This window comes from Myxococcota bacterium, assembly GCA_039030075.1.
Lineage (GTDB): Bacteria > Myxococcota_A > UBA9160 > UBA9160 > SMWR01 > JAHEJV01.
This window is the reverse complement of the sequence record JBCCEW010000002.1, coordinates 147,297-159,610: the sequence shown is the minus strand read 5'-3', so window position 1 is coordinate 159,610 and position 12,314 is coordinate 147,297. Positions and strand designations below refer to the sequence as shown.

At 70.0% G+C, this 12,314-nt stretch carries 10 protein-coding genes; 6 read left to right on the top strand and 4 right to left on the bottom strand.

Annotated features, from left to right (window positions below):
* Positions 1 to 32: 32 nt before the first annotated feature.
* From AAF430_02515 to AAF430_02500, 4 genes are all read right to left on the bottom strand, one after another.
* Entirely contained in the window at positions 33 to 4,634 is a 4,602-nt protein-coding gene (locus AAF430_02515) for an adenylate/guanylate cyclase domain-containing protein (protein ID MEM7409091.1), read from the bottom strand.
* 101 nt (positions 4,635 to 4,735) lie between these two features.
* Positions 4,736 to 5,800 (bottom strand): ferritin-like domain-containing protein, encoded by a 1,065-nt coding sequence (locus AAF430_02510; protein ID MEM7409090.1) that lies wholly within the window; start codon positions 5,798 to 5,800, stop codon positions 4,736 to 4,738.
* Between the two features lie 27 nt (positions 5,801 to 5,827).
* On the bottom strand, positions 5,828 to 6,463 hold the full coding sequence (locus AAF430_02505) for a TetR/AcrR family transcriptional regulator (protein MEM7409089.1): 636 nt from the start codon (positions 6,461 to 6,463) through the stop codon (positions 5,828 to 5,830).
* A 139-nt stretch (positions 6,464 to 6,602) separates the two neighbouring features.
* Positions 6,603 to 7,058, bottom strand: coding sequence for a hypothetical protein (locus AAF430_02500; GenBank protein MEM7409088.1), 456 nt, complete (start codon positions 7,056 to 7,058; stop codon positions 6,603 to 6,605).
* A 126-nt stretch (positions 7,059 to 7,184) separates the two neighbouring features.
* Between AAF430_02500 and AAF430_02495 the strand changes: the two genes are divergently transcribed.
* From AAF430_02495 to AAF430_02470, 6 genes are all read left to right on the top strand, one after another.
* Positions 7,185 to 8,393, top strand: coding sequence for a DNA recombination protein RmuC (locus tag AAF430_02495; protein ID MEM7409087.1), 1,209 nt, complete (start codon positions 7,185 to 7,187; stop codon positions 8,391 to 8,393).
* Positions 8,394 to 9,273: 880 nt separating this feature from the next.
* A complete protein-coding gene (locus AAF430_02490; GenBank protein ID MEM7409086.1) occupies positions 9,274 to 9,852 on the top strand; it encodes a PEP-CTERM sorting domain-containing protein in 579 nt (192 codons plus the stop codon).
* A 40-nt stretch (positions 9,853 to 9,892) separates the two neighbouring features.
* Positions 9,893 to 10,465, top strand: coding sequence for a hypothetical protein (locus AAF430_02485; protein MEM7409085.1), 573 nt, complete (start codon positions 9,893 to 9,895; stop codon positions 10,463 to 10,465).
* Between the two features lie 87 nt (positions 10,466 to 10,552).
* Entirely contained in the window at positions 10,553 to 11,110 is a 558-nt protein-coding gene (locus tag AAF430_02480; protein ID MEM7409084.1) for a PEP-CTERM sorting domain-containing protein, read from the top strand.
* A 15-nt stretch (positions 11,111 to 11,125) separates the two neighbouring features.
* Positions 11,126 to 11,710 (top strand): PEP-CTERM sorting domain-containing protein, encoded by a 585-nt coding sequence (locus AAF430_02475; GenBank protein ID MEM7409083.1) that lies wholly within the window; start codon positions 11,126 to 11,128, stop codon positions 11,708 to 11,710.
* Between the two features lie 31 nt (positions 11,711 to 11,741).
* Positions 11,742 to 12,296 carry a PEP-CTERM sorting domain-containing protein gene (locus AAF430_02470; GenBank protein ID MEM7409082.1) on the top strand — a complete coding sequence of 185 codons (555 nt, stop codon included), beginning with the start codon at positions 11,742 to 11,744 and terminating at the stop codon, positions 12,294 to 12,296.
* Positions 12,297 to 12,314 lie beyond the last annotated feature (18 nt).

Sequence of the window (12,314 nt, the reverse complement as noted above, 5' to 3'; positions counted from 1 at the left end):
CGTGGCCCCGAGCGGCGCAAGGGTGGCAGGGATCAGGGCGACACTCCGTCGGCGAGACGGGCGAGATCGCTCTCGAGTCCCATCTCCTGGAAGAGCGCACGCGCCTCGCGGGCGCAGTCATCGGCCGAATGATCGGAGAAGACCGACGCTCCCGACGCGCCGGTGCGCACCGCCACCTCGGCGAAGAGACGTCCGAGCTCGGGACGCGCCCCCATCGCTTCGGCAGCCTCGCGCGAGCGGGCCCACCACTTCGCGGCGTTGCGCGGACTGCGCTGCAACCAGGCGAGTCGCCCGGCCAGGCGGTAGACCTCGGGCCGCCGCGACGCGATGCCCCGCGACGTCGCGATCGCGGCGCGCGCGCTGCTCTTCGCGCGGCGCAGGGCCTGCGCGGCCTCGCGAGAATCGCCGGCGTCCCGCGCGCGCTCGGCGCGGGTCACGTCGAAGAGCAGCGCGGACCGCGCGTGGGTGATGCCGTGGAAGGCCGCGATCCGGCCCCCCGCCTTGCGGAGTTCGCGACAGCGCTGGAGGGTGCGCTCGGCATCGGGCCAACGCTCCTGCAGGATCTCGATCTTCGCGCGTTCGCCCAAGGCATAGAGGTTCAACGGGATGTCGCCGTGCTCCTCGTAGTAGCTCTCCACCGCGCGTGCAGCGACGTCCAGTTCGCGCCGCTCGAGGGGCAAGAAGGTGCGTTGCGCACGAACCGCCGACCAGGCGAGATCGTGCTGGAAGTTGTCGGCGACCTCGGCCAGATCGTTCAGTCGGGCTTCGGCGGCCGCGAACTCCCCACAGCGCAGCCGCCGGTCGGTGTCGATGTCGAGGTAGGTCGACACCTCCCAGAGCCGTCCTTCGGCCAGCCCACGATTCAAGAGTTCGTTCGGGATGCGGTGCTCTTCCGACCAATCGCCGGACCAGAAATAGTGAAGGAATCGCAGCAAGCGGTAGTAGAGCTCGCGCTCGTCGATGGCACCGCGTTCGGCGAGGTCGTCGGCCACCTGCAGGATGCGTTCGCCCACCCCGAAGAGCCCGGCGCCGTAGGAGAAGATGGAGATCGCCCCGGCGTAGAGCGCCGCGGCGTCGGGCACCGAGCCCGGATCCAGCGATCCCAGCCGACGCAGCATCGACAGGCTGTCGACCACGAAGCGGTTCGGGTCCGAGGTCGATTGGGCCACCGCCCGTCGGAACATCGTCTCGAAGACGGCCCGCTCGGTGTCGTCGGCCTGGACCCGACCCCGCAGCGTCCCGGACAGGTACAGACGCGACATCACGACCGGCAGGTCGGTGAGCACCCGCCAGATCTGTCGCGGTCCCGAGTTCGCGACGGGGATCCGACGCAGGGCGAGCGCCGCGTCGAAGTGGTCGACCGACTCGCCCAGCTGGCCACGGTTCAAGAGCGCGACGGCGAGGTGACCTTCGAGGGTGGCGCGCTTCTCGCGGTCGCCGGCTTCACCGTGCAGCTGGAAGTAGAGCGCGGACGCCTCGCGGAAGAACTGGAGCGCCTCGTTCGAAGCCGCCGAGCGCGCCGCCTCTTCGCCCGCAGCGAACAGGTGGGGCTCGGCCTCGGTGGGGTCGGCCCCGCGACCGAAGTGGAAGGCCAGCATCGCGTGGTAGCCCGGGAGTGCAGGGGACAGCGTGCCCTCGATCGCGTGCCCGACCTCGCTGTGAAGTTCGCGACGGCGCTCTTCGAGCAGCGTGTCGTAGGCGACTTCCTGGATGAGTGGGTGCTGGAAGGCGAGTTCCAGACCGGGCAACGCGTCGGCGTGCTGCAAGAGCTCGGCGTCGACGAGCTCGGCGCAGAGCGCGCTCGAGTCCTCCTTCCCCAGCACTTCCTCTACCACGCGGAGGTAGAAGTTCACGCCCATGATCGAGGCGACCTGCAGGAACTCGCGCTTCGCGCGCGCGAGGCGATCGATCCGGGCGAGCACCACCTCCTGGATCGTCCCCGGGATCTCGGCTTCGTGAATGCGATCGGTGGTCAGCAGCTGATCGCCCTCGAGCACCAGGGCGCCCTCGTCGAGCAGCGCGCGAATCGCCTCTTCGAGGAAGAACGGGTTGCCCGCCGCGCGCTCGATCAGGTCGTTGCGCAGCTTGTGAGGCACGTCGGCGCCACGGAACAGATTGCGGACCAGCTCGCGCGAACCCTCGCGGTCGAGGGGCTGCAGCCGCAGATGGGGTGCGTCGGGCAGCAGGCCGCGCAGGTGTTCGCCGACCCGACCCGACGTCTCGCCGTAGCCCGGTCGGTGCAGCAGCACGAAGAGCAGCGGTTCCTCTCTTGCCAGTCGCAGCAGCGGCTCCAGCAGATCGATGGACGACAGATCGGCCCAGTGGAGATCTTCGAACACCAGCAGCGACGGTCGTTCGGCCGCCAGCGCCCGTAGCCAGCGGGTCGTGTGGCTCAGGATCACCTTGCTCATCGCCTCGCCGGAACCCGCGTCCTCGGCGGCCAGGCCGAGCATGCGCCGGAACGACGGAGCGAGCTCGCTGGCCTCCTCCTCGCCGACCAGCGCCACGAGCTGCCGCTCGAGGGTGGACGCGGTCACTGCCTCGTCCTCGTCGGGAGAGAGTCCTAGCCACTGCAACACCAGATCGGCGAAGGGGTGGAAGCGGAGCCCCGAGCCGTTGGAGAGCGAGCGGGCCCACAGCCAACGCACCCCATCGGGCGCGGCCGTGCGGATCTCTTCGAGCAAACGCGATTTTCCGAGCCCAGCCTCGCCGACCACTTCGAGGACGTTGCCCTGCCCGGCCGCGAGCGCGGTCAGGGCGTCGCCTGCGACGGCCAGCTCGCGATCGCGGCCCACCAGCTCGGAGGCGATCCGCCGCCCGACCGCGCGCCTGCGATAGCGCTGCACCTCGCGGGTCGTCACCTCGAAGGCCGGCGCCGGCGCGCCGCCCCGCGAGCGCTCGACCGCCGCACGCGGCTCACACGCGAAGTGGTCGCGCGCCGCGCGGTGAGCCTCCTCGCCGATCAGGATCTCCCAGGATCCGGCGGCGTCGGTGAGCTCGTTGGCGAGGGAGACGGTGTCGCCCATCAACGCGAACTCACGGATCAGGGGCCCGCTGATGTCGGCGCTGATCCCGAGGCCCGTTTCGATTCCCACGTGGATCGAGAGCGGCGGATCGATGCCGCGCTCCTCGTTGAAGCGTTCGGCCACGTGGCGCATCTCGATGGCCGCATTGATCGCTGCGCGCGGCGCATCTTCGATGGCGCGCGGAACTCCGAAGAGCGCCAGCACGCAGTCGCCGAGGTGCTTCTCGACGGTGCCACCCCAACGCGTGGCGACGCTCCCCAGGCGCGTCAAACAGTCGGTCACGATGTCGTAGGCGACGGCGGGATCTTCGCGTTCCGACATAGCGGTGAAGCCCGAGAGGTCGGCGAAGAGCAGTGTCGCGCGACGCCGCTCGGCCTCTTCGCTGCGGTCGGACGAGGCTTCCGAACGAACCGCGTCGGCAGCGAGCGCCTCCGCCAACGCCGGGCCCCGTGTCAGCGTCGCGGGGTTTCCCGACGCGCGCTCGAGCACGCGCGTGCGGTCTTCCGGCCCGAGACGCGCTCCGGTGTCGACCGCCTCGAGCAGCGCTTCCGCGACGTCGCCGGGCAAGGCCTCGAGCGACAGGGTGTCGCCGGGCCACGCCGGCGGCGGTGGGTTCCGGCTGATCGCCAGCACTCCGACGCCCGCCTGCGCGAGTTCGCGGACGAGATCCCGGCTCGCCGGGTCGCTGCGGTCGAGGTCGTCGAAGACGAAACGCGCCCCGCTCGCGTCGATCGCGGCGTGCAGACGGCTGGCGTCGAGGGGCACCGCCTCGGGCCAGGGGCCGAAGCGCGCCAGCACCGAGAAGCTCGCGAGGGAGCCGCCGCCCTGGGGCGTGGCGTAGTGCACGCCGCTGTCGTCGCAGGCCTGGAGGACGAGGCGGGTCTTCCCGATCCCCGCGTCGCCCCAGAGCCACAGCGCGGCCGGCGCGTCGCCCGACTGCCAGGCCGCGATGCGTGCGCGCTCGGCGCTCCGGCCGAAGAAGGGATGCGAAGCGCTGTCGCGGGGGAGCGCGAGTGCGGCGGCTGCGTCGATGCGCGCACGAAGCAGGGAGAAGGCGGGAACCGGTTGCGACTTTCCCTTGAGCGCGAGCGGCTCGATGGGCTCGAACGCGAAACCATCCTGGGCGGCGTCGCGCGTCTCGGCGCCCACGTAGATGCCGCCGCGCCCGGCCTTCGACTCGAGTCGCGCGGCCACGTTCACGGCATCGCCCATCACGGCGAACTCGCGCACCACGGAGGCGCCGACCCCGCCGATCGTCACGAAACCGGTGTTGATGCCGATCTGGACGTCGATCGGGTCGCCGTCCGGGAGCCCGGCGCGGTAGGCGTGGGCCACCTCGCGCATCTCGAGGGCAGCGGCACAGGCCGCGCTCTCTGCCCCCTCGGCGGCATCGAGCCCGCCGAAGAGCACCATCAGCGAATCGCCGAGGTACTTGTCGACGGCCCCCCGATGGCGGCGGGCCACCGAGTCGAACTCGCGGAGACAGCCGGCGATCGCGGCGTAGGCCGCCTCGGTGCCACGCGCCGTCGCGATCTCGCTGAACCCCAGGATGTCCACGAACATCACCGAGGCCCGCTTGCGGGTGACACTCTGCTCCGGCTCGGCCAAGGCGCGCTGCTCCGATGGGGGACTCGGAGCGGAATTCTAGCCGGGTTGAACCCAGAACCGGAGCGGCCCGCAGGCCGCTCCGGCGGGGATTCGTCTGGGGCTCAGGCGCGCGCGGCGCCCTTCACGCCCGGGGCGCTGTCGACCATCATGCCGGCGCCGCGCCACTTGTCCTCGGTGCGCTCGGTGATGAGCCCGAGGTTGCGCAGGTTCGGGATCACCGTGTGCATGTAGGGCTCGCTGTTGATCGTGGCCCAGTTCTCCAGGCCGAGCATGGCACGGGTGATCTGCTCGGGGTCGAGGTCGTACTTCGGTCCGAGCTGGTGGAGCATGTCGAGCTGCTGGTTCGCGTTCAGGGCCTCGAGGATCGAGTAGGCCCAGTCCTCCATCTCACCGCGCTCGTCGGTGCTCGCATCGCGAACGACCCGTCGCATCATCAGGACGCCGAAGGCCGCGTGGCGCGACTCGTCCTGCTCGACCCGGCGCAGCATGTCCGAGAACAGCGGGTTGCGCGACTGGCTGCGCATCATGTCCATGATGCCGACGGCCATGCCCTCGAAGAGGGTCTGCATGCCGAGGGTCTTCTTCTGGGCGGTCTCGGCTTCGAGGAGCATGTCGAGCAGGACCTTCAGGGTGCCACCGATCGGGTAGATCGTGCCCATCTTGCGCTGCAGGAACTTCGACATCGCCTCGATGTGGCGCGCCTCGTCGATCACCTGGCTGGCCGCGTACCACTTCTCGTCCATCTTGTCGCAGACGTTGGTGAGCTGACCGCAGAGCTGGAGCGCGGCCTGCTCGCCGTGGAGCAGCTGCGAGAGCAGGTAGTTCACCTCGTCGAAGGCGGCGGCTTTCTGGGTCGCCTCGTCCTTGCCCATCAGCTGGGTCGCCTGGGCGAGCAACGAGTTCTCGGGATTGATGACGAACTCGTCCTTCGAGACGGGCAGGGACCAGTCGAGGTCGGTCTCTGCGTTCCACTGGTTCACCTTCCCCTTTTCGTAGAGGCGGCGCAGCTCCTCGACCTCGCTGCCGTAGTTCCACGTCCAGTGGAGCTCCATCGGCACGTCGACGTCGATGTCGTCGCGCAGGCGCTCGACGGCGGCCTCGTCGACGAAGTCGATCACTTCGAACTCACCGAAACGCTTGCGGTGTTCTTGGATGAGCTTGTCCATGGGGTTCTCCTTGGGCGCTGCGCCGACTCAGCCGGCGGGTTGGGCGTTGACCTGGGTGAACAGTCCGTGACGCAGGAGGCCGATCACTTCGCGCTTGCGACGTGCGACCTCCTCTGCCGTGAAAATCGGGCGACCGAGAATCCCTTCGCCGATCTCGCCAGAGGCGAAGTGGTAGACGACGGCGCCGATCAGGGTCTGCAGCGTGTGGGGCGCCGAGACCTGACGCACGTCTCCCGCGGCGATGCCCTTGCGGACGAGCTTCTCGGCGTCCATCAGGATCGAGGCCAGCAGCGACTCGGCCTGCTTCCCCTCCGGCGTCTCGCGCTCCTCTTCCTCGAAGAGCGAGCGGAGCAGCAGGCGTGACACCGTGGGGTGTTCGGCCAGGCTGTCGATCAGCTCGGAGAGCCAGCGCTCGATCTGCTCCCGGGGCGACAGGGTCTGCGCCAGCACGTGATCGAAGCCGTCCCGAATCTGGGAGAGCACGCGGATCAGCACCTCGGCGTAGAGCTGGTCCTTGTTCTTGAAGTGGTGGAAGAGCGACGACTTCGAGAGCCCCGAGACCTCGGCCACCTCGCGCAGGCCCACTGCGGCGAAGCCACGGCGCGCGAAGAGCGATTCGGCGACGTCGAGGATCTTCTCGCGGGAGCTGAGCGGTTCGGCCATGGGTTCCTCGGGCGGGTCGGGTGGACCGGAGGGCCGGACGGGACCTGACCGATCGGTCGGTCGACTCCTGAAGCCTACCCGACCGACCGGTCGGGCGTCAAGCCGTGGATCGACCCGACGCCGCGCGCCCTTGAGCCCGCTAGGACTCCTGGCAGATCTCGGCGAGCAGGTCGCCGAGCGGGCACTCGGCGTTGCGGAAGCGCACGCCCATGCCCAGCGCCGCGGTGGAGAAGTCGGGACCCACGTTGTTCGAGACCACCTTGCAGCGCGTCTCGAAGCGCTCGCCGGTGTCCTCGACGACCGCGAGCAGCTCGAACTCGATGCCGCTCTCGAGGGCGAACGGGGTGGCGATGAAGAGCCCGACGGGCCGCACGTTGAACATCGCCGCGTCGGCCAGAGCGTCCCGGCACTCGAACTCGACCCGGATCCGCGAGCGGCCCTCGGACCCGGGAGCCGAACGCCCCGGAAAGGTCTTCTCGAGCTTTCCGCGCAGGTCGCTCCAGCGCTGGTATTCCAGCGGCGTGACGCCGTCGTCGCCCTTGCGGCGGCGGTTCAGGACGGCGTACTCGCGGAGGAGGTCTTGCGGGGAAGCCACACATCTCTATCGAACGGACGGGTGTGCCGCCTGAGACGCAGGGGGGCGCCCTCCAGGCTCCGCAGGCGCGGCGTGACCGGATCCGTCACAGGGCCTGCCGAGGTTCGAGGAAACCCGGAGGTCCCCGTGACCGAAGCCTCTCCTTTCCTCCTCCCCGACCTGCTGCGCGCCGCCGGCGGCGACCCCCTGGTATGGGCGCTGGCCGGCCTGGCCGGAGCCCTGCTCTTCGCGCTGGGCGCGGGCGTGGGCGCCCTGCTCGCCGCCGGCCGCGCGCGCCGCTCGAGCGAGCACTTCGCCGCCGTCGCTGCCGAAGCCCTCGACCGCAACAACGCCGGCTTCCTCGCCCTGGCCGCCGAGCGCTTCCAGCGCCTCGAAGACGCCGCCGAATCGGACTGGGACGCGCGGCGCAAGAGCGTCGAAACGACGGTGGCGCCGCTGCGCGAAGCCCTCGAGCGCTACCGGGCCGAGGCCCAGGCGAGCGAAACACGTCGCGCGGAGCAGAGTGGCGAGCTCGGCGAGCAGCTGCGCGGACTGGCCACGGAAACGACGCGGCTGGCGACGGCCCTGCGCGGCCCCGCCGCGCGCGGCCGTTGGGGCGAGCTCACCCTGCGGCGCACCGCCGAGCTGGCCGGCCTGCGCGAACACTGCGACTTCGCGGAGCAGGTGACGGTCGGTCGCGCCGGTGCCGTCCAACGGCCCGACATGCTGGTGCGCCTGCCCGGCGGTCGTGAACTCGCCGTCGACGCGAAGGCGCCGCTCGACGCCTACTGGACCGCCGCCGAAGCAGCATCGGAAGAAGAGCGCAAGACGGCGCTGGCCGACCACGCGCGCCAGGTGCGCCGACACGTCGATGCGTTGGCCGGGCGCGACTACGCCGCGCGCCTGGACGACACCCTCGCTTTCGTCGTGCTCTTCCTGCCCGACGAGGGCTTCCTCGGCGCCGCCGTCTCCCACGACGCGGGGCTCGTCGAGCATGCGCTCGGCAAGGGCGTGGTGCTCGCCACGCCTGCCACCCTCTTCGCCCTGCTCGGCGCCGTCGCCCGCGGCTGGCGCGAGGTACGCCTCGGCGAGGACACCCGCGAGGCGCTGGCCCAGGCGCGCGAGCTCGAGGAGCGGCTGGGGGTCTTCGTCGACCACTTCTCGAAGGTCGGCGCGAGCCTGGGGAAGTCGGTCGAAGCCTTCAACAAGGCCGTGGGCTCCTTCGAAGCGCGCGTCCTCCCTCAGACGAGGCGTCTGCGCGAGCTGGGCAGCAAGGCACCCCACCCCGCCCCCACACCCGAGCGCGTCGCCCTGGCCGTGCGCGCACCAGCGGGGGGAGCCGCCGAACCGACCTGATCCCGCGGACGGGACCCCGAGATTCTCCGACACGCGAGCTGCACGGCGCCCACTTCCAGAGCGAGGCCCACGCTCCGCCCTCCGCGTGGGTGCCGCTCGAGGAGCCGCGTGCGCTGGATCGTCCTGTTCGCTGGCATCGCGATTGGATTCGCGTCTTCCCAAGCCACCGCTGCTTCGGTCACGATTCGCTCGGACCAGCCCTCGTACACGGTCGGTGAGACGATCACGATCCGCGTCGGGATCGCGATCGACGAGGGCGAGGGCTCGCCGCTCCTCGCCCGATTGACGGTCGCGTTCGGTCCCGGCCTGGGGAACCCGCGCGTCGAGGAAGGCGTCGCCCCGCTCACGGCGTTCGGAGGTGCGGCCCCGTGGACGGTGGGCACCGACGAGAGCCTGTGCGACCGCCCGGGCCTCTGCCGAATCGTGAACCAGGTGGTTCCCGACCCGATCCCCCCGCATGCACCCGTGAGCCCCGGCTATGCAGCGACCGCCGTCCTTCGCTTCGAAGCGGTCGCGATCACCTTGACCGAGGTGGGTTTCGTGGAGGAGGACTTCTTCGGAGCGCCGACACCCTCCCTTCGCTTGCAGGTCGTCCCCGAGCCCGGCAGCGCCGGCCTGATCGCGCTCGGCCTCGCGGCCTTGGCCCACCCGACGACCAGGCGCCGTGGTCGCTGCGTCCCGAAGCACCGCGATGCGCCCGCCTTGTCCGAGCCCTCGCGAGCCATCGCCGCGGGCCCTGCCGACCGGTCCTGGCACGGGGGCCGGGTTTCGGTGCCACGGACCCGACCGCGACCGCCACTTCCCGTTCAGGACTCCGGCTCCGTGGCCCCGACGGAACCGGGGCAAGTCGCCCCTCGTCGGCGACCTCGGAGGAAGTGTCATGCGTTGGAGCGCGCCCCGAGGACTCCGCCTGCTTTGCGCGATCGCGAGCCTGGCCGCCGCGCTCCCCAGCGGCGCCGCTTCGATCTCGATCTCCGCCGATCGGTCGAACACCTTCCCGGGCGAGACCATCCAAATCACGATCGCGCTCCAGGCGGGCGGCGAGTCGGCCCCCAGCGCCCTACTCACCCTGGGCTACGACACGGACATCTTCGGCAACGCGCGGCTCGTCCAGGGCGCCGGTCCACTCACTTCGTTCGGGAGTGTGCTCTGGATCCAGGCTGCGCTCGAGGGTGCCTGCGACCAACCCGGGCAGTGCCGGGTGCTTGACCGGATCGCTCCGAGCCCGATCGGGGTCGAGGTGGATCCCTACGCGTCCGAGGTCGTATTCGCCTTCGATGCCCTGCGCCCCGGTTTGCCCGAGTTCAACTTCACCGTCGACAACTTCTTCGGAGCCAGCGCGCCGAGCATCTCGGTCTTCGTAGGCCCCGAGCCGGGGAGCGTCGGGCTCGTCGGGCTCGGACTCGCCGCCCTCGGTGTCCGCGGGCGTCGCACCGCGACGAGACCTCGCACCCACTGAACCCGCCGCACGCCTCTTCGGGATCCGAAGGAGATCACTCATGGCCCGTTCCACGAAGCAGACTGCCCTTGGGCTCGCCTTCCTGGTCGTGCTGTTCGCCCAAGCGGGTCACGCCGCGACGGTGACGATCACGACCGACAAGACCAACTACAACGTCGGGGAGACGATCACCGTCACCGTCGGGCTCACGGTTGACGCGGGCGAGTCGGCACCCGGCGCCATCCTCACGCTGGCGTTCAGCGGCCTCGGCAGTCTGAGTGGCTCGAGCGTCGACCAGGGCGCCGCGCAGCTCACCTCCTTCGGCGGCTCGGCCGGTTGGACCGTGGCGGCGCTGCAGGGCCAGTGCGACAACCCGGGCCAGTGTCGGCTGGTGGATCAGATCGCGCCGAACCCCACCGGCGCGGCAGTCGACCCGGGGTACAGCAGCACCGTCGTCCTCACGTTCCTCAAGGGCTCCCCCGGCTTGATCGAGTTCGGGTTCCTCGACAGCAGCTCGTTCTTCGGCGCCAGCCTGCCCTCGGTGCAGGTGCCCCGGATCCCCGAGCCGGCGACCGCAGGGCTGCTGTGGCTCGGGCTTGGCGCGCTCGCAGGGCGCGCGCGCAGCCGGCGCTAGCTCCCGGGGGGGGACCCGTCGCACCAACTTCACACGAACGCGTCGCGCGTTCGTGCCAGAATGGGCCCTGGCAAGAGGAGGCCCCTGATGATTCATCCCTCACGAATTGCGGCCCTGGTGTTCGGGCTCGGTCTGCTGTCCGTCGCGAGCGTGGCGCAGGCCGCGTCGGTGACGATCAGCTCGGACAAACCCTCGTACATCATCGGCGAGACGATCACGCTGACCATCGACATCACGATCGATGCGGGAGAATCGGCGCCCGGCGCGATCCTGACACTGTTCTACGACAACGGCCTCGGCGGCGCGAGCGTCGACCAGGGGGTCGACCCGATCACCTCGTTCGGCGGCTCGGCGAGCTGGACGGTCGCGGCGCTGCAGGGCCAGTGCGACCAGCCGCAGCTCTGCCGGATCGTCGATCAGATCGCGCCGAACCCGACCGGGGCCGCAGTCGATCCGGGCTACTCCTCGACGGCCGTCCTGACCTTCTTGGCCGAAGGTGTGCAGAACTGGGATTTCAGCTTCGCGCAGAGCACCTTCTTCGGGGCACCGACACCGACCTTCACCGCCTTCATCGTCCCCGAGCCGGCGACGGGCGCGCTCGTTCTCCTCGGCCTGAGCCTCATGGCGCGCAAGCGCCGACGCTGAAGAGGAGAGCATCCCATGCGAAGACCGTTGCTTCTCAGCCTGGTTTCGTTGCTCGCCTGGGGTACGGCCCTGCCTGCGCCAGCAGCGACGATCGACCTCAGCGCGAACACCCTGTTTCCTACCTGGGGCGAGACCGTGTTCATCACGGTCACACTCTCGATCGACGAAGGAGAGACGGCCCCCGGTGCACTGGTGACGCTCGGGTACGCGGGCGCTCCGACCAATGCGACGCTCGTGAACGGAGTGGACCAGCTCACGTCCTTTGGGGGGTCGGCACCCTGGACCACCGCCGCGCTCGAGGGTCAATGCGATCAGCGCAACCTGTGCCGGGTCATCGATCAGATCGCTCCGAATCCAACCGGCGCCGGCGTGCAGCCCTCCTACACGTCTTCGGCGGTCTTCTCGTTCCTGATCGAGGGGATCGACTCGTTCTTCGACATCGCTGTCAACAACTTCTTCGGGGCCGCGAATCCCCCGGCGCTGCACCTGATCACGGTGCCCGAACCCGGCACCCTCGGGTTGATTTCGTTCGCGGCGTTGCTCGCAGGGGCAGGAGCCCGGCTGCGCCGCTCGACGTTTCGCGGGGCGAAGACCGGCTGACCCTCGTCTTGCAATCGCGACTGGAGGCCCCATGCTGCATCGATTGATCCAGGCGATCTCTCTTCTGATGCTCCTGTTCGCACCAGCCATGCCCGCGAGCGCTGCATCGATCCTGCTCAGCGCCGACCAGTCGACGTACACGTTGGGCGAGACGATCTCGGTGCGCGTCGACCTGAGCGTGACGGGCAGTCCCACCGCCTCGGCGGCGATCCTCACCCTCGGCTTCGATGACGCGCTCCTGGGGAACGCGACGATCACGACCGTCCCCGCCAACGTCATGTCCTTCGGATCGGCCTCGTGGATGCCCAGCGGGCTCCAGGGACAATGTGACCAGCCGGGCCGCTGCCGCGTGATGGACCAGCTGGCCGTGAGCCCGACCGGCACCCCGGCGGACCCCTACACCAGCTTCGCCATCATCGAGTTCAGCGCGGACGCCGTGGGTGAAGCCAGCTTCGACTTCCCCGTCGCGGATTTCTTCGGCGCGACGGCACCCCTGCTCAGCGTACAGATCGTCCCCGAACCCACGACCGCACTGCTGCTGGCCTTTGCGCTCACCGGGCTCGCCCTCGGGAGTCGCCGCAGCTGAGCTTCTCCTGGCGCGAGC